The sequence below is a fragment of the Streptomyces sp. SID5643 genome, from assembly GCF_009872555.1.
Classification (GTDB): domain Bacteria; phylum Actinomycetota; class Actinomycetes; order Streptomycetales; family Streptomycetaceae; genus Streptomyces; species Streptomyces iakyrus.
Genome location: NZ_WWIC01000305.1, coordinates 1 through 16,574 on the forward strand (window position 1 = coordinate 1; position 16,574 = coordinate 16,574).

Genomic DNA, 16,574 nt, shown 5'->3' on the forward strand with positions numbered 1-16,574 from the left:
ACCCGAACTCCCGCCGGCGGCCCGGCGGTGAACGGACCCGGTACCCGAACTCCCGCCGGCGACCCGGCGGTGACGGCACCTGTGACGAGCGAGGACGTGACCGGGGTCGTCGTCGAGTTTCTCGACGGTGACCGGACGTGGACCGAGAGGGACGGCACGCTGCACGTGCCCGTGCTGCTCGGACCCGGTCCGGTGCTGGTCGGTCCCGTCGGTGTCGCACCCGGCGTCTGGGAGGTCTTCCGGGACCGGGCCAGGACCTGGGCGGACGCCGAGGGTGTCGAGCCCGCGACCGGGCCGATCGCCCACTCCCTCGCGGGAGCGCTCGCCGCGCAGCTCCTGACCGACACCCTCACGGGTGTCGCGGAGACCGGTGAGGCCCACGTCGTGCACGGGCCGGATCTGACGGCCGACCGCGTCACCGTCACGGGCGCCCCCGTGAGCGAAGCGGTCGCCGTCCGGCTCGGCGGCGCCCCCGCCGAACCCTTCCCCGCCCCCGAGGACGCGCTCGGCGCCGCCGGGGTCCTCACCGCCCGCTGGACCGGCCTCTTCGCCTTCCCGCAGGGCGAGGACCTGCCGCAGATGCCCCTGGCCCTGCGCGCGGCGGAGCACCGGTCGGACCGTACGGGCACGGTCACCGCCTGGGCCGCCCACCAGGAGACGGCGGCCATCGCCGCCGCCCTGGCCGCCCTGCGCGACCGCGGCACCGGCGCCCCCGGCGTCCCGGCGGCGGGGCTCACCCGCGAACACTGGCTGCTGGACGGCGCCCTGCGCCACCTCGCCCGCGAGGAAGGGGACAGCCGCGACACGGACACCCCGCCGCACGCGGAAGGCCGCCGCGTCCTCGCCGAGGTACGGGCGCTGCTCGGCGGGGCCGAACCCGTGCTCGCCGTCACCCGGTACGCCGGAGTCGGCTGGCCGCTGGCCGAGGTCACCGCCGCCGGGCGGCCGCTCGGCCGCGGCTGGGGCCCGACCGCCGCCGACGCGACGTACGCCGCGCTGTGCACCGCACTGGCCGTCGCACAGAGCGGCGGCACGGCCGACCGGCTCTCCACCGACGCCCTGCTGACGGCGGACGGCACCGCCCGGGCCGCGCTGCGCGAGCAGCTCTCGGCGACCGCCGTCCACGAGGGCCACCCGCGCCGCACCGACCCGGTGCTCGGTGAACTCCCCTTCTGGCACGGCCCGGTGACCGTCCGCGCCGTCCCGACGACCGCCGAGGAGTCCGGCGATGCAGACCACTGATGCGATCACCGCCGGTCCCGCCCTGCCCCCGACGGCGTACGACGACTGGCTCCCCGCCCTCGCGCCCCTGGCCCGGGCCACCGGGGCCACCGTCTCCGTCAACCTCGGCTGGGACCTGACCTGGGAACGCGACCACGTCGCGCGGGCCGGCGGCCCCCACCTGTCCGTGCGGGTGTACGACGACGAGGTGATGGTCGGTCCCCTGTGGGTGCCGGACACCGCCACCGGCTGTGCCGCCTGCGCGGAGGTGCGTGAACGCACCGTCCTCGACCATCCGCTCGTGGGCGACCTCACCCGGGCCACGCGTGTCCCGGCGGCGCCCGCACCACTCCTGCCCGAACTCCTGCGCACCGGCCTGGACCACCTGGCCGCTCACCCCCTCGCACCGGGCGAGGCCTACTCGGTGACGGTCCGCGGCACCCGCCGGCACCGCATCGCCCGCAGCTTCCACTGCCCGGCCTGCGGTCCCACCCCCGAGGACCTGACGGCGACCACCGAGCCCCCCGCGCCCCGCCCGCTCCGCTCCCGGCCCGCCGTGCCCGGGGACGCCACCCGCACCGCCGCGAGCCGTCTCGTCGAGCCCGGCTTCCTGCGCGACCGGCTCGTCGACGACCGTTTCGGACCGGTCCGCGCGATCCTGCGCGAGTCGCACGCCCCGTTCGCGATGAGCATGGCCGTCGTCGCGGACGCCCCGGCGATGGGCCACGGCAGGGCCCGTACGTTCGCGGAGACCGAACCGGTCGCCGTACTGGAGGCGTACGAGCGGCTCGGCGGCTACCCCTACGACATCCCCCTGCTGACGGGCCGCTCGTACCGCGAGGTCGCCGAACGGGCCGTCGACCCGGGCAGTCTCGGCCGCTACACCGCCGAGCAGCTCGCCCACCCGACCAGCAGGGCGACGCCGTTCACCGCCGACACCCCCATGGACTGGGCGTGGGGCCACGACCTGTCCGACGGCACTCCGCTGCTGGTACCGGCCGACCACGCCTTCTACCAGTACGAGTACGCCTTCCGCCGGGACCGGCGGGCGGCGCGCGTGGCCGGGGCCGCCCACCGCCGGCACTACTTCTTCGACTGCTCCAGCGGCTGCGCGGTCGGCGCCAACCACGAAGAGGCCGCGTTGCACTCCCTCTTCGAACTGGCGGAACGCGACGCCTTCCTGACGTCCTGGTACCGGGCGGCGCCGCTCCCCCACATTCCGGTCGGCACGCTCACCGACCCCACCAGCCGGGCCATGGTCGAGCTGATCCGGGCGCGCGGTTACGACGTCCATCTCCTGGTCGCCACCCGGGACATCGGCCTGCCGGTGGTGTGGGTGATCGCCGTGAACGAGAAGGACCCCTTCCCGGCGACCTTCTCCTCCGCCGGTTCGGGGGCCGAACCCGAGTCCGCGATCCGCGGCGCACTGCGCGAGGTCGCCCAGCTGGTCACCAACCCGGTCGACTGGACGCGCGAGCAGGTCGAGCGGATGGTCGAGGACCCGTGGCTGGTGGAGGAACTGGAGGACCACGTGCGGTTCTCCTCCATCCCCGAGACCCGGGACCGCGCCCTGGCCGGACTGGGTGGCCCGGCCGTCACCCTGGAGGAGGCGTTCCCGGACTGGCCGGGACGGCTGGAGCGCGCGTCCGGCGGCGATGTCCGCGACACCCTCCGGTACGTGGCCTCCCTCTTCGCCGACGCCGGCCTGGACCGGATCGTCGTCGTCGACCAGACGAGCCGCGAGCACGCCGACGCCGGTATCGCGGTGGCCCGCGCCGTCGTGCCCGGCATCGTGCCGATGTGCTTCGGGCACGCCCAGCAGCGTCTGGACGGACTGCCCCGGCTGCGCGCCGCCCTGCGCGGCACGGGCCAGGAGCACCGGGCGATCCCCTACGACCCGCACCCGTTCCCGTGACGGCCCCCGCCGAGCCCTGGACGCGGCGCGCCCCGGTCGACCTGCCGGGCCCCGAGGGCGACAACAGCATCGCCCGCGAGCCCCTGTGGTACGCCTACGGCGCCGGCGACGACGCCCCGGAACCACCGCCGTGGACCTGGGCCGCCACACCGCCACCCGATGCCCACGTGCCGCCCCCGCCGCCGCGCCCGCAGGGGCCCGCGAGTCCACTGCCGCCGGGCACGACCGACCGCCTGGCGGCCCTGCCGTACCCGTGGCTCCCGGCCCCCGGCCCGGCGTCACCGGAGGCCCTGGCCCACGCCCTGACCGCCACGTTCGCGCCCCTGCGCCGAGAACCGGAGAACCCGTACAACGAACACCGCTCCTACGCCTCGCCGCGCTGCCTGTTCCCCGTCCACGCCTTCGTGGGGGACGGCCGTGACTGGCGCCTGCTGGAGCCGGCCCGGCACACCCTCACGGGCCCGGGCACGGGCGCCCCCGGCCGCATCGCCCTGACCGGCCGTTACACCGCGATCCCCCGGGCCTACCAATGGTTCCGGGGCTCGCTGGTGGCGATCGAGACGGGCATCGTGCTGCGCGCGTTGAGCCTGGGCCTGGAGCTCTTCGGGGTCCCGGCGACACTGACGCCGCCGACGGAGGACGGCCCGGAGCTGCTGCGCGAGCTGGGTGTTGAGCACACCTGGGAGTGGTCGCTGCCGTGGCTGGTCGAGCTGGATGAGTCGCATGGCACAAGCCACACGGCGGCCGGCATCACAGAGACTCCGGCCCCCGAAGGCGACCCTTCCCTCGCCGACGTGGTCCGTGTCAACCGGGCCCAGCCCTATGGACTCAGGGGCGCGGGGAACCGCGCGACCAGCCACGGCGAACCCGCACCCGTCACCACAGCCGTACCCCCCACCCTGCCCCCTTCAGAACGCACCCCCACCTGGTCGGACCTCCTCTGGCACCGCCACTCCGGCCGCATGCCCAGAGCCCTCCACGGCATGGACTCGGCCAGGTGCCTCACCCCCCTCCCCGCCAGGACCCTCACCACGGCCCTGGCCTGGCTGGGAGTCCCCCCACCGCACCCGCTCCTGGCGGAAGCCTTCGACGAAGTCACCGTCACCGCCGTCGTCCAGCACATCGACGGCCACGCCCCCGGGACACACCGCGTCCACGACGGCACCGCCCACCTGCTCCGGCGGGACCCCACCGTCCCCGCCGGTCTGGAGGCCAACTACGGCTACGGCCTGACGCCGGTCAACGGCTGCGGCATCGCCGACGCCCCGCTCACCGTCTTCTTCTCGGTCCGGCCCCGCGCACTGTTCGCCCGCTTCGGCCCCGCCGGCTGGAGCGCCGCCCAGCACGCCTGCGGCTGGGCGGTCCACGGCCTGTGTCTCGCCGCTGCCGCGGAGGGCCTCTTCGCGCGGCCGGTACGGGCGTTCAAGGAGATCCAGACCAAGGAGGTCCTCGGTCTGGGCGAGGACGAGACGATCGTCCTGTCGGCGGTGGCCGGGGTACCGCGCGAGACCGGGGGTGCCGTGCTGGACCTGCGTACGTAAGGCCCTGGAACAGCCCACCGACCGGACAAGGAACACGCATGCCCACCACACCGCACGACTGGAGCGCCTGGCACCTGCACCTCGGCACCACCGCCCGTGGCGCGCACGACCGTGTCCTCACGGACGTCATCGGCCCCACGGTCGCCGAACTCCCGCCCGCGACGCCGTGGTTCTTCATCCGCTACTGGCAGTCGGGCCCTCACCTGCGCCTGCGCGTCGCGGACCTGTCCGCGGACGCGCACGCGCGCGTGGAGCGGGCCCTGCGCGACCGGCTCGCCGCGGCGGGCCGGCTCGCGCCCGGCGAGGAACCGCTGGCGGCCGAGGCCTACCAGCAGGGCGCGTCCCGGCTGGCCGCCGCCGGGGAGACCGGCGTCAACACCACCGTCCGGGCGCTGCTGCCGCCCGGCGTGCACCGCGCCGGCTACGAACCGGAGTACGAGCGGTACGGCGGCAGCGCCCTGATGCCGGCGGCCGAGTCCCTCTTCCACCTCTCCAGCGACCTGGTCCTGCGTCTGGCTCCGCTCGTCACCTCCGAGGCCCGCCGTGCCCGGCTCGCCCTGCGCGGCACGCTGTCCGCCGCGGTCGCCCTCGGCGGCCCGGACGAACGCGCCCACTACTTCGCGCGCGGCCGGGACGCCTGGCGGGCGTGGGCGCGCGACGCGGGGCACTCCGCCGACCTGCTGGACCGGATCACCACGGTCGTCCAGGACCCGGCCTCGGCCGGTGTCACCCCGGACGCCCACGGCCCGTTCAGCGGCTGGCACGAGGCCCTGGCCTCCCACGCCGCCGAGATCCGGCGGCACTCGCCGGTCCACCCCGGCATGATCCTCTTCTCGCACGCGCACATGCTCCACAACCGCCTCGGTCTGAGCCTGCTGGAGGAACTGCGCACCTACGCCTGGCTGTCCCACGTCTTCCCCGTGCCGGCAGCGGCACAGGCGCCAGGCCTGGTGCCCACGGGGTGATCCCCCGCGCCCCTGGGCGCCCGCGCGAGGCCCGGCCGGATTCTCCTCACCGGCCGGGCCTCTTCGGCGTGTGCGTCACACGGCTCGTCCCTCCCCTGCCCCTGCCACCCGCGCCGCCGTGCCGTCCCCCGGGGGGGCCGGAGCTCTCCCGGGGCCCGGAGCTCTCCCGGGGGCCGGAGCTCTCCCGGGGCCGGGCATGCGCCGAGGGGGCCTCCTGGGAGGCCCCCTCGATGAGGTCGGAACGCGCCTGGCTCTGCTGGGTCTACTCGGGGCGCGGATCCCAGCGGAAGCTGCGCACGGCGATCAGGGCACCGACGACGCCCCACGCAGCCAGCACGGCCAGCTCCTTCCACTGGAAGCCGCCCTGGTGGGCGAACGGCGCCAGCATGGCGTCGTTGAACGGCTTCACCGGCAGCAGCCCGGCGATGCTGTTCATGACGTCGGAGTGGATCGGGAAGTAGCTGCCGGAGATGAACACCAGCGGGAACTGGATGAACTGCACGACCGCGGGCGCCGCCTCGGAGTTGCGGATCAGCGAGGCCACGCCCACGCCGAGGGCGCAGAAGCTGGCCGCGCCGAGCACCAGGGTGAGCGCGAGGGCCGCCCAGTCGGCCGGCCAGGGCACCCCGTACAGCCGTCCGATGCCGATGACCAGGGCGACGTCGACGACGCTGACGACGACGCAGTGCACGAGCAGGCCCGCGAAGTACACCCAGGCGGGCAGCGGGGTGGCGTGCAGCCGCTTGAGGACGCCGGTCTGGCGGCGCATGGCGAGGACGATCGCCAACTGGCCGTAGCAGGCGCCCAGAACGGACACGGCGGCGATGGTCGGGGTGTAGTACTGGAGTCCGTTCAGGCCGAAGAAGAAGTCCTGGCTCTCGCTGCCGGCGAAGACGGCACCGAAGACGGAGATGATCACGATGGGCAGGACGAAGGTGAACACCATCGACTGCGGATTGCGCCAGAACGACAGCTGCTCGTAGCGGATCTGGTGGGCGAGCAGGGCGAGGGAGCCCCGTTCGTCGGGCCGTTCGCGCCCGGTGCGTTCGGCCCGCCGTGCGGTGGCGGTGGTCGTGGGGGGCAGGGTGCTGGTCATCGTCGGCTCCGTCCGGGTCGGCGCCCTCGGCGGGCGGACGCCGCCGGGGCCGGTGTGCTGCCCCGCCCGGTGGACGGGGACGAGGCGTCCTGCTCCGCGTACGTACTGGTCAGGCCGAGGTAGACGTCCTCCAGGGTGGGCTGCTCGACGGTCAGCCGTTCCAGGGGCGTGCCCCGGTCCAGGGCCCAGGAGGTGAGCCGGTGCAGGGTGGCGGTCGGTTCCTCGGCCTCGGCGGTGACGAGGCCGTCCTCGGCGTCGCTGACCGGAATGGGCACGTCGTCGATGGCGGCACCGGCCGGCAGGGCGAACCGGATGCGGGCGAGGGCGGTGTCGCGTCCGCCGATGGTGTCGGGTGTGCCCGCGGCGACGATCCGCCCGGCGGCGATGACGGCGACGGAGTCGGCCAGGGCCTGCGCCTCGTCCATGTAGTGGGTGGTCAGCAGGATGGTGGTGCCGGCGTCGCGCAGGCTCCGTACGACCTCCCAGGCTCCGCGGCGGGCGCCCGGGTCGAAGCCGGTGGTCGGCTCGTCGAGGAACAGCAGCTTCGGGTCGCCGATGACGCCGAGGGCGAGGTCGAGCCGCCGCTTCTGGCCGCCGGAGAGGTCCTTGACCTTGGCGTCCTTCTTCTCTTCGAGCCCCACGAGGTCGATGACCTCGTCGACGCCGCGCGGGGCCGGGTAGTAGCCCGCGTTGCGGGCGATCGTCTCGCGCACCGACAGGTACGGCTCGACGGCGATGTCCTGGAGCACGAGCCCGATCTGCCCCCGCAGCCACCGCCCGTCGGCCTTGTCGCCGGGGTCGCGGCCGAGGACCCGGACGTCGCCGCCGTCGCGGTGGCGGAAGCCCTCCAGGATCTCCATGGTGGTGGTCTTTCCGGCGCCGTTCGGTCCGAGGAGGGCGAAGATCTCGCCCTCCTCGACGGCGAAGTCGACGCCGCGCACGGCCTCGTGGTCCCCGTAGCTCTTGAGCAGGCCGTCGACGGCCACCGCGGTCACCGCGGTCGCTCCACTTCTCGTTCGCGTGTCACCGCGTGCCTCCAGGTGTCGTAACGGGTGGTCTCCTTCCGGAAGTTAGGGCCGGGCGGGGGTGCGGCAGCAGGCGTGCCGGGGGTTTCGATGACGTCCGTCACGCAAGCGGCGACAGTTGTCAGCACGGCTCGGCACGACGTTGCCGCCCGGGGGCGGGCGCCACATGCTCGGGGACACGACCGATGACAGTGCGTCCACGTCGCCCGCGCCACGGCGGTGACGGACGGGACGCCAAGACCCGGAAGGCGGTCCCCGAGGTGCTGTTGGGCGAAGACACAGGAGGGCGGCTGCCCTGGAACTCCGCGGAGCCGTCCGGCGGACAGCGGCCGGCGGTCGCCGTCATCGGCGCGGGCATCGGCGGTCTGGCCCTGGCCGGCGCGCTGAGCGCGAACGGCACGCCGTACGTGATCCACGAACAGACCCGCGAACTGGCGGAGGTGGGCGCCGGCGTCCAGCTCTCGCCCAACGCGATCCGGCCGCTGCTGCGCCTCGGCCTCGGTCCGGCGCTGCGGGAGCACGGGGTGCGGATCGAGGCGATGGAGGTACGCGGCTGGAACGGGCGGCCCATCGCGCGCACGCCGCTCGGCGCCGAGTGCGAGCGCATGTTCGCGGCGCCGTATCTGACGATCCACCGGGCGCATCTGCACGACGCGTTGCTCTCCCTGGTCGACCGGGACCGGCTGGGTCTCGGCCGGCGGCTGAGCGCGGCGCGCGAACGGCCGGACGGGACGGGCGTGCGGCTCACCTTCGCCGACGGTTCGCAGCGCGAGGCGGACGTGGTGGTCGGCGCGGACGGCATCCACTCCACGGTCCGTGAGACGCTGCGCCGCGACGAGCCGGTCTACTCGGGCCTGGGCATCTACCGTGGCCTGGTTCCCGTGGACGCGCTTCCGGCCGAGGCCCGCGAGCACCTGGTGCGGTTGTGGCTCGGCCCCGGCGGGCACTTCGTCGCCTACCCGGTCGCGTCCGGGACCTACCTCAGCTACGCCGCGACCGTGCCGCTGCCGTCCGACACGCCTCCCCGCGAGTCCTGGTCCCGGCCCGGTGACCCCGACGAGCTGCGGGCGGTCTTCGGTTCCTGGACGGGTCTGGTCGCCGACATCGTCGCGGCCGTGGAGACGACCCACCAGTGGGCGCTGCACGACCGGCCGCCGCTGCGCACCTGGTCCACGAACCGCATCACCCTCCTCGGCGACGCGGCCCATCCCATGCTGCCGTTCATGGCGCAGGGCGCCAACCAGGCGATCGAGGACGCGATGGACCTGGCGGCCTGCCTCGCCGACGCGCCGGCCGAGGCGATCGCGGACCGCCTGGCCCGCTACGAGTCACTGCGCATCCCGCGGACGGCGGAGGTCCAGCGCGGCTCCCGCGGCAACGCGGGCATCCTGCACCTCCCGGACGGCCCCGCCCAGCGCCGCAGGGACGCGCAGATGGCGGTGCACGCGGCCCTGCGGGACCGTGCGGCGCTCTACGCGCACGAGACGGGCCGCAGCGTGGTTCCGGCCTGATCCGGAAGGTCTCCGAAACATTCGAAAAAGAGAGTCACGCCCTCCGCGAGAGCGAAGGCCACGACGGATGGCCCCACTCGCGACACGGCATCCCCGGAATCCGGCTTGAACAGCGGAAAGCCCGGACCACCCCGCACTCGTCCACCATCGAATATTTCGCAGGAGTCGCCGAAACCATTGACAGTTGACAGGGCCCGGCCAACACTCCGGAGGACAGAGCTCCCCCATCGACCCACCCCACGAGGACGAGGAGGAAGCACCCCATGAAGGAGTCACCAGGCCGCTTCCGGCTGCTCATCAGCAGCGTCTGCACCATGCTGCTGGTCGCGGTCGCGGCCCTCACCATGCCGGGCACCGCGCACGCCGACACCGTCGTCACCACCAACCAGACGGGCACCAACAACGGTTACTACTACTCGTTCTGGACGGACGCGCCCGGCACGGTCTCCATGACCCTGTCGTCCGGCGGCAGTTACAGCACGTCCTGGCGGAACACCGGGAACTTCGTCGCCGGCAAGGGCTGGAGCACCGGCGCCCGGCGCACCGTGAGCTACTCGGGCACGTTCAACCCGTCCGGCAACGCCTACCTGACCCTCTACGGGTGGACCGCCAACCCGCTCGTGGAGTACTACATCGTCGACAACTGGGGCACCTACCGGCCGACGGGCACGTACAAGGGCACCGTCACCAGCGACGGCGGCACGTACGACATCTACAAGACGACGCGGTACAACGCCCCGTCCGTCGAGGGCGTGCGCACCTTCGACCAGTACTGGAGCGTGCGGCAGACGAAGCGGACCGGCGGCACCATCACGACCGGGAACCACTTCGACGCGTGGGCCCGGGCCGGGATGCCGCTGGGCAACTTCAAGTACTACATGATCATGGCGACCGAGGGGTACCGGAGCAGCGGCAACTCCAGCATCCGGGTCGGGCCGTGACGACGGGAAGGGCGCTCGCCCTCCTCGCGACGGCCGCCGCCCTCACCCTGACGGCCACCACGGCCTCGGCCGCCGCCCCGGCGCACACCGCCGCCTGCACCGGATACGTCGGACTCACCTTCGACGACGGCCCGTCCGGCACCACCACCGGACTCCTCGACGCCCTCAGGCGGAACGGCCTGCGGGCCACGATGTTCAACCAGGGCCAGTACGCGGCCGCCCGCCCCGCCCTGGTCCGGGCTCAGGTGGCCGCCGGCATGTGGGTCGCCAACCACAGCTACACCCATCCGCACCTGACCCGGCTGAGCCAGGCCGGGATCGACTCCGAGATCTCCCGCACCCAGCAGGCCATCGCCGGCGCGGGGGGCGGCACCCCGAAACTGTTCCGCCCGCCGTACGGCGAGACGAACGCGACGGTGAAGTCGGTCGCCGCCCGCCACGGCCTGACCGAGATCATCTGGGACGTCGACTCCCAGGACTGGAACGGCGCGAGCACCGACGCGATCGTCCGGTCCGTCGCCCGCCTCACCAACGGCCAGATCATCCTCATGCACGACTGGCCGTCCAACACCCTGGCAGCCATCCCCCGCATAGCCCAGACCCTGACCTCCCGAGGCCTGTGCCCCGGCACGATCTCCCCAGGAACGGGCCGCGCGGTTGCTCCGTCCTGACCGTTCCCGTACCCGGGACAGCTGAGTACGCGTGCTCATGACCGCCCGCTGCCATCCCCCGATCCTGGGCGTATGACTGATCGGGGAATGGTGGCGGCCGGGGCCGCGCTCGTCGGTGGGGTGCCTGTGGCGGCCTGGGGGCTGATGGGGCAGCAGAACTACGCCGGGCTGCCGGCCAGTGAGCTCGACTACGCGTTTCAGCCGTGGGACGTCGGGGACGGCGTGGCCGCCGTCGCCGGGGGGCTCGCGCTGGTGCTGGCGGTGGCCGGTGCGGCGGTGCTCGTGCGGGGTGCGCTGCGCGGGGCGATGGACCGGCGGTGGTGGGGGGTGCTCGGGCCGCTGGTGGTGCTCGGTCTCATGCTCGGGGTGGGCTGGCGGATCCTGACCGCGGGGGGCGTCGGGGCCAACATCGGCGCCGGACTGCTGATCATCTTCGGTACCCCGGTCGCCGCCGGACTCCTGCTGTGGGCCCTGGCCTGGGCGTTCTGGCTGGTCACCCAGCGCCACGGGCACGAGGGCGGCGGCGACCCGGGCGGCATCGCCTCCCGCGGGGTGTAGCAGCGGGCCGGTCGTGGCCGAAACCGCGCGGCGGGCGTCCGGACGGTGGGGCAACGCCCGTATCGCGTCGGGAAGTTCGCCTAGGTTGGGGACCGGTCCCCCTTCCCCGCCCCCCAGGAGGCCCCCGCCGTGTCCGACGACAGCCTGCGCGACCGCATCGACACCTCCAAGCCGCACTCGGCCCGCTTCTGGAACTACTTCGTCGGCGGCAAGGACAACTACGAGGTGGACCGCGAGATCGGCGACCAGATCAAGTCGATCTTCCCGGGGCTGGTCGACGTGGCGGTCACGAGCCGCCGCTTCCTGGGGCGGGCCGTCGAGTACCTGGCCGGCGAGCAGGGCGTACGTCAGTTCCTGGACGTCGGCACCGGACTGCCCACCGCCGACAACACGCACGAAGTGGCCCAGCGCGTCGCTCCGGACGCCCGGATCGTCTACGTCGACAACGACCCCATCGTGCTGGCCCACGCCAACGCCCTCCTCACCAGCACCGCCGAGGGCAGGACCGCGTACCTGGACGCCGACCTGTACGACCCCGAGGCCGTCCTGAAGGCCGCCGCCGGCACGCTCGACCTCTCCCGGCCGGTCGGCCTGATGATCCTCAACACCCTGGGCCACGTCGCCGAGTACGAGCGGGCCCGTGAGCTGGTGCGGCGGCTCATGGCCGGGCTGCCGGCCGGAAGCCACCTGGTGATCAGCGACAGCACCGCGACCAGCGAGGGCATGATCGCCGCGTCGGAGGCGTACAACGCGAGCGGTGCGGTGCCGTACCACGTCCGGCCGGTCGCCGAGATCGCCGGGTTCTTCGACGGGCTGGAGCTGGTGGAGCCGGGGGTGGTGAGGGTTCCCGAGTGGCGACCCGGGGCTCCCGGTGACGCCGGCTTCGGTGACGGCGCCGTGGACGCGTACTGCGGGGTGGGGCGCAAGGCGTAGGGCGCGTGGTCCGGTGCGACGGGGCGGGGGCTGGACGCGCAGTTCCCGCCCCCGTGCGCGCCACCGGCCCCGTCACCCGTCCGGGCCGGTCACCGCAGCCCACGCCCGCCCCCACGCGATAATCAGGACATGCCCGCCCCTCCCCCCGTCCCCGAGCCCGCCGGCCGGCTCCTCGGTGATCTGCTCGCGGTGGGTGAGGCCCACTCCCTCGTCCTCGCCGGCGGCTACGCCGTACTGGCGCACGGGCTCCTGGAGCGGGCGGGGCCGGACGTGGACGCCGCCACGGAGCACCCGGCCGCGATGGAGACCATCGCCGACACCGTCCGCACCGGGCTGGTCGGGCGGGGCTGGCTCGTGCAGACCCTGGAGACCGGGCCGCTGTCCGCCCAGTTCCTCGTCACCGACCCGGCGAGCGCCGTGGAGTGCGAGGTCGCCCTGCACAAGGAGATGCTGTGGCGCCCGCCCGTGGAGACCGAGCTCGGCCCGGCGCTCTCCCTCGACGACCTCACCGGCACCCGGGTACGGGACCTGGCCGACCGCGGACTCGCGCGCGACCTGGTCGACGTCCACGCCGCCTCGGCCCGCTGGAGCCACCCCGAACTCGAAGAGCTCGGCCGCCGCCACGCCCCCGACACCTTCGACCTCACCGACCTCCAGGCCCGGCTGACCGGCACGGACTGGCTCGACGACAGGGCGTTCACCGCGGCCGGCCTCGACGCCCGGGCCGTCGCCGGACTGCGCCGCTGGGCCCAGGAGTGGGCCGACGACATCGCCGAACGCCTCATCGAGGGCGAGGCGCCGGACGACGAGTGACGCACCCCGGCGCCGCGACAGACCGGTCGGTACCCTGACCCGATGGGGAACGGGGCAGCCGGACAGGTGGGGGTCGTCGCCGCGCTGGTGCGTGCGGCGTTCCTGGTCGACGGTGTGTACGCGGAGGCCAGCCGGGCGTACGGACTCACGCCGCAGCAGGGGCAGTTGCTGTGCGTGCTGATGCCCCAGCCGTACGGCATGAGCGAACTCGGCGAGACACTCGGGCTGGCGAAGTCGAGCCTGACCGGGCTGGTGGACCGGACGGTGCGGCGAGGGCTGGTACGGCGGGAGGCCGACCCGCGCGACGGACGGGCCGTGCGAGTGGGGCTGACGGACCAAGGAGCCGCGCTCGCCGGGAAGTTCTACGCCGAGACCTGCCGCCGTATGGAGGCCCTGCCGTCCGGGCTGAACGGCACCGAGCGGGACCGGCTGGCCGTTCTGCTGTCGAGGGTCGTCGTGGACAACGGGGTACCCGAGGTGTTCGTGGAGGCCCCGGCCGTTCCCGTCTCCGCCCCCGGTGACTCCTTCTCCTGAGCGCCCCTCAGCGGCTCACCGCCCTGAGCTCCTCCCGCTTCGCCGCGCCCATCAGCAGCAGCGTCACCCCCGCCGACGCCACGGCCATCGCCGCCATCGCCGCGACCGGGGAGGTCAGTTGGGCCACCGACCCCGCGAGCGCCGCCGCCACCCCCTGCATGGTGAGCATTCCCGCCGAGTGCAGCCCCAGGGCATGCCCGGTGAGCCCCTCGGGGACCGACGCCACCAGTCGCTCCTGCTGCACGAGGCCCGCGCCGAACCCCACGGAGGCCAGCGTGACCACGGCCGCCGCGAGCGGAAGCGGCGGTCGCAGCAGGAACACCGCGTACGGGACCGCCAGGAGCAGCAGGAGCGGAAAACCCAGACGGGAACGCGGACCCGGCGGGAGCACGCGGCCCACCAGCACGTCCCCGGCGAGCATGCCCAGCGCGGCGCAGGCGAAGAGCGTGCCGGCGGAGTCGGGGGCGTAGGAGACGTAGAGGGATTCGCAGCCGACCACCAAGCCGTTGGGGATCCACAGGGCCAGATAGATCCGGCGGCGGGGCGGGGAGGACCAGAGGAGTGCGTTGGCGCGCCAGGTCGCCGCCACCGAGGGGCGGCCCGTCGTACGGGGCGGGCGGCGGGTCAGGCCGAGGCGGACGACGACGGCCCCCGTGCCGTACAGCCCGGCGGCGGCCAGCAGGGACAGCCGCGGGGACAGCAGGGCCACGAGGGCACCGCCGGCCGCGTAGCCGGCGATCTGCATGACGCCGCTCATCATGTTGAACACCGAGCGGCCGAGCAGATAGCCGTCCTTGGAGAGGATCTCGTTGAGCAGGCCCCAGCGCACTCCCCCGCCCACCGACTCCACCAGCCCCTTGGCGAGGACGATCGCGAAGAGCCACGTGACCGGCAGGCCGGGCAGGGCCAGGGCGGCGGTGGCCGCGGCGAAGAGCAGCGGCAGGACCGTCAGGGCCGCGCGCGGGGGCAGCCGGTCGGCGGCGGAGAGCAGGAAGGTCGCGCCCAGCACCTGCACCAGCGACGAGCCGAACATGCTGACCGCCGACAGCAGCGGTGAGCCGGTCGCCCGGTAGACCAGGGTGCCCAGGGCCAGTCCGCCCATGGTCTGGGCGACCGTCTGCGCCGACGCGGCCAGGAAGAACGGGGTGAACTCGGGCGTGCGGAACAGTTCGCGGTAGCTGCGCATACGCGGAGTCTTCGACGCCTCTGACCGCGTGGTTATTGTTTCGCGCGGACGCGAAACCTCGCGAAGGGGGCGGCTCATGGGCTGGTGGCAGATCAGCGCCGACACCCTGGCCGGGAGCCGGTTCGTGATCTCGCCGTTCGCCGAGGCGTTCGCGAGTCTGCGGCTGCTGCACGCGGCCGACGCGGCGCATCCCGGCGAGCGGCGGTGGCTCGACGCCCACCTGCCGGCCTACCGTCGGCGGCTGGCCCGGGACCCGGTGACGGCGCAGCTGATCCGCGCGGGGATCGGGCGGGAGTGGACGGCGGACTTCCTCTCCCCCGCCCCGCGTGACGGCGAGCCCTTCGAGCGCGGGGTCGCGCGGGTGCGGGCGGCCGACCCGGCGGCGGCCCGGGCCGACCTCACGGTCTCCCTGCGCGGCCCGGTCCCGGCGGTGCTGCACCGAGACGACCTCCCGGAGCGCGCCGCGGACCTGCTGACGTACGTCTGGACCACGGCGGTGCGCCCGTACTGGCCCCAGCGCCGGCACGTCCTCGAAGCCGATGTGGTCGCACGGACCGCGCAGGTCAGCCGGGGCGGCTGGGCGAGCGCGCTGGACACGCTGCGGCCGGGGACGCAGTGGCTCGGGGAGAACCGGCTCCAGGTGAACGCGCACGAATACCCGCCGCGGGAGCTGTCCGGCGCCGAGCTGGTGTTCGTGCCGATCACCACGCAGCGCATCGGCTGGGTGGCCTGGGAGGGCACGGACCGGTACGCGCTGGTCTACCCGTGCGCCGGGGCACTCGCCGACCCGGGCGGCAGGTCCGTGCCCGCGAGCCTCGGCGCACTGCTCGGCACGGCCCGCGCCGGTGTGCTGGTCCGGCTCGGCTCGCCGCTGAGCACCAGCCAGCTGGTCGCCGTGACCGGGCAAGGGCTCGGCTCGGTCGGGCGGCATCTGCGGGTGCTGCTGGACGCCGGTCTGGTGGAGCGGCGGAGGGCGGGCAGGTCGGTGCTGTACTCGCGGACGGCGGCGGGGCACGTCCTGGTGGAGGCCACCGAGGCCCGGAACCGGCCCGGCACCGGCCCGGCACCGGCCCGCCATCCGTCGGAGCTAGGGTCTGAGGCATGACGACTACCAACGGTTCCTCTCCCCTCGACGTCGAGATCGGTGCGCTGCAAGGCGGCCCGGCCGACCTGTCCCAGTACGCGGGCAAGGCGGTGCTCGTGGTGAACGTCGCCTCCAAGTGCGGCCTGACCCCGCAGTACACGGGCCTGGAGAAGCTCCACGAGCAGTACGCCGCGCGCGGCTTCTCCGTCCTCGGCGTGCCCTGCAACCAGTTCCTCGGGCAGGAGCCCGGCAGCGCCGACGAGATCGCCGAGTTCTGCTCGGCGACGTACGGCGTGACGTTCCCGATGACCGAGAAGATCGACGTGAACGGCGAGGGCCGGCACCCGCTGTACGACCGCCTGACCGGTTTCGCGGACGCCGAGGGGCACAGCGGTGACATCCGCTGGAACTTCGAGAAGTTCCTCATCGGCCGCGACGGCCGGGTCGTGGCCCGCTTCTCCCCGCAGACCGAGCCGGACTCCGCGGAGGTCGTCGCGGCGATCGAGGCCGAGCTGGCCTGACGTCCCGCTGCTTGACCTTGCCCCAGGGGCAGGCCCGAGCGTTCTCGTCGTCGGGCGGA

General features: G+C 74.0%; 15 protein-coding genes and 1 pseudogene. 13 read left to right on the top strand and 3 right to left on the bottom strand.

Annotation, left to right across the window (positions count from 1 at the left end):
- The 4 genes and pseudogenes from GTY56_RS33085 to GTY56_RS33100 all read left to right on the top strand — a co-directional run.
- Positions 1-1,242: pseudogene (locus GTY56_RS33085) on the top strand (hypothetical protein); the annotation flags it as partial.
- A complete protein-coding gene (locus GTY56_RS33090; protein WP_161368966.1) occupies positions 1,229-3,136 on the top strand; it encodes a TOMM precursor leader peptide-binding protein in 1,908 nt (635 codons plus the stop codon). The pseudogene GTY56_RS33085 and the gene GTY56_RS33090, both read left to right, overlap by 14 nt.
- Entirely contained in the window at positions 3,133-4,677 is a 1,545-nt protein-coding gene (locus tag GTY56_RS33095; protein ID WP_161368967.1) for a nitroreductase family protein, read from the top strand. Before GTY56_RS33090 ends, GTY56_RS33095 begins: the two co-directional genes overlap by 4 nt.
- Before the next feature lie 38 nt (positions 4,678-4,715).
- Entirely contained in the window at positions 4,716-5,642 is a 927-nt protein-coding gene (locus GTY56_RS33100; RefSeq protein WP_161368968.1) for a thiopeptide-type bacteriocin biosynthesis protein, read from the top strand.
- Positions 5,643-5,904: 262 nt separating this feature from the next.
- Here GTY56_RS33100 and GTY56_RS33105 read toward each other — a convergent pair whose 3' ends face one another.
- Both GTY56_RS33105 and GTY56_RS33110 read right to left on the bottom strand, forming a co-directional pair.
- Positions 5,905-6,738 (bottom strand): ABC transporter permease, encoded by an 834-nt coding sequence (locus tag GTY56_RS33105; RefSeq protein ID WP_161368969.1) that lies wholly within the window; start codon positions 6,736-6,738, stop codon positions 5,905-5,907.
- Entirely contained in the window at positions 6,735-7,733 is a 999-nt protein-coding gene (locus GTY56_RS33110) for an ATP-binding cassette domain-containing protein (RefSeq protein WP_161368970.1), read from the bottom strand. The genes GTY56_RS33105 and GTY56_RS33110 overlap by 4 nt, the downstream gene beginning before the upstream one ends.
- A gap of 215 nt (positions 7,734-7,948) precedes the next feature.
- On the opposite strand from GTY56_RS33110, the gene GTY56_RS33115 reads away from it, so the two are divergent.
- The 7 genes from GTY56_RS33115 (at position 7,949) to GTY56_RS33145 (ending at position 13,724) form a co-directional block, all read left to right on the top strand.
- Positions 7,949-9,274 carry an FAD-dependent monooxygenase gene (locus GTY56_RS33115; RefSeq protein ID WP_237525142.1) on the top strand — a complete coding sequence of 442 codons (1,326 nt, stop codon included), beginning with the start codon at positions 7,949-7,951 and terminating at the stop codon, positions 9,272-9,274.
- A 263-nt stretch (positions 9,275-9,537) separates the two neighbouring features.
- Positions 9,538-10,215 (top strand): endo-1,4-beta-xylanase XynA, encoded by a 678-nt coding sequence (gene xynA, locus GTY56_RS33120; protein WP_161368971.1) that lies wholly within the window; start codon positions 9,538-9,540, stop codon positions 10,213-10,215.
- Positions 10,212-10,886 (top strand): polysaccharide deacetylase family protein, encoded by a 675-nt coding sequence (locus tag GTY56_RS33125; protein WP_161368972.1) that lies wholly within the window; start codon positions 10,212-10,214, stop codon positions 10,884-10,886. The genes xynA and GTY56_RS33125 overlap by 4 nt, the downstream gene beginning before the upstream one ends.
- A 72-nt stretch (positions 10,887-10,958) precedes the next feature.
- Positions 10,959-11,444, top strand: a complete 486-nt coding sequence (locus GTY56_RS33130; RefSeq protein ID WP_202511065.1) for a hypothetical protein — start codon at positions 10,959-10,961, stop codon at positions 11,442-11,444.
- A gap of 129 nt (positions 11,445-11,573) precedes the next feature.
- The gene (locus GTY56_RS33135) at positions 11,574-12,377 is read left to right on the top strand and encodes an SAM-dependent methyltransferase (protein WP_161368973.1); all 804 of its coding nucleotides are present in this window, start codon (positions 11,574-11,576) and stop codon (positions 12,375-12,377) included.
- A gap of 129 nt (positions 12,378-12,506) precedes the next feature.
- Positions 12,507-13,190, top strand: a complete 684-nt coding sequence (locus GTY56_RS33140) for a hypothetical protein (protein WP_161368974.1) — start codon at positions 12,507-12,509, stop codon at positions 13,188-13,190.
- 42 nt (positions 13,191-13,232) lie between these two features.
- The gene (locus GTY56_RS33145; RefSeq protein ID WP_161368975.1) at positions 13,233-13,724 is read left to right on the top strand and encodes a MarR family winged helix-turn-helix transcriptional regulator; all 492 of its coding nucleotides are present in this window, start codon (positions 13,233-13,235) and stop codon (positions 13,722-13,724) included.
- A gap of 7 nt (positions 13,725-13,731) precedes the next feature.
- Here the strand turns inward: GTY56_RS33145 and GTY56_RS33150 are convergent, their stop codons facing one another.
- Positions 13,732-14,910 carry an MFS transporter gene (locus GTY56_RS33150; RefSeq protein ID WP_161368976.1) on the bottom strand — a complete coding sequence of 393 codons (1,179 nt, stop codon included), beginning with the start codon at positions 14,908-14,910 and terminating at the stop codon, positions 13,732-13,734.
- 76 nt (positions 14,911-14,986) lie between these two features.
- On the opposite strand from GTY56_RS33150, the gene GTY56_RS33155 reads away from it, so the two are divergent.
- Positions 14,987-16,015 (top strand): ArsR/SmtB family transcription factor, encoded by a 1,029-nt coding sequence (locus GTY56_RS33155; protein WP_161368977.1) that lies wholly within the window; start codon positions 14,987-14,989, stop codon positions 16,013-16,015.
- The gene (locus tag GTY56_RS33160) at positions 16,012-16,515 is read left to right on the top strand and encodes a glutathione peroxidase (RefSeq protein WP_161368978.1); all 504 of its coding nucleotides are present in this window, start codon (positions 16,012-16,014) and stop codon (positions 16,513-16,515) included. The genes GTY56_RS33155 and GTY56_RS33160 overlap by 4 nt, the downstream gene beginning before the upstream one ends.
- The last annotated feature ends 59 nt before the right edge of the window (positions 16,516-16,574 follow it).

Excerpts from the sequence above, each read along its gene's own strand:
- GTY56_RS33090 (WP_161368966.1), top strand. The coding sequence starts at position 1,229 with ATGCAGACCACTGATGCGATCACCGCCGGTCCCGCCCTGCCCCCGACG.
- GTY56_RS33100 (WP_161368968.1), top strand. The coding sequence starts at position 4,716 with ATGCCCACCACACCGCACGACTGGAGCGCCTGGCACCTGCACCTCGGC.
- GTY56_RS33105 (WP_161368969.1), bottom strand. The coding sequence starts at position 6,738 with ATGACCAGCACCCTGCCCCCCACGACCACCGCCACCGCACGGCGGGCC.
- GTY56_RS33115 (WP_237525142.1), top strand. The coding sequence starts at position 7,949 with ATGACAGTGCGTCCACGTCGCCCGCGCCACGGCGGTGACGGACGGGAC.
- xynA (WP_161368971.1), top strand. The coding sequence starts at position 9,538 with ATGAAGGAGTCACCAGGCCGCTTCCGGCTGCTCATCAGCAGCGTCTGC.
- GTY56_RS33130 (WP_202511065.1), top strand. The coding sequence starts at position 10,959 with ATGACTGATCGGGGAATGGTGGCGGCCGGGGCCGCGCTCGTCGGTGGG.
- GTY56_RS33140 (WP_161368974.1), top strand. The coding sequence starts at position 12,507 with ATGCCCGCCCCTCCCCCCGTCCCCGAGCCCGCCGGCCGGCTCCTCGGT.
- GTY56_RS33145 (WP_161368975.1), top strand. The coding sequence starts at position 13,233 with ATGGGGAACGGGGCAGCCGGACAGGTGGGGGTCGTCGCCGCGCTGGTG.
- GTY56_RS33150 (WP_161368976.1), bottom strand. The coding sequence starts at position 14,910 with ATGCGCAGCTACCGCGAACTGTTCCGCACGCCCGAGTTCACCCCGTTC.
- GTY56_RS33155 (WP_161368977.1), top strand. The coding sequence starts at position 14,987 with ATGGGCTGGTGGCAGATCAGCGCCGACACCCTGGCCGGGAGCCGGTTC.
- GTY56_RS33160 (WP_161368978.1), top strand. The coding sequence starts at position 16,012 with ATGACGACTACCAACGGTTCCTCTCCCCTCGACGTCGAGATCGGTGCG.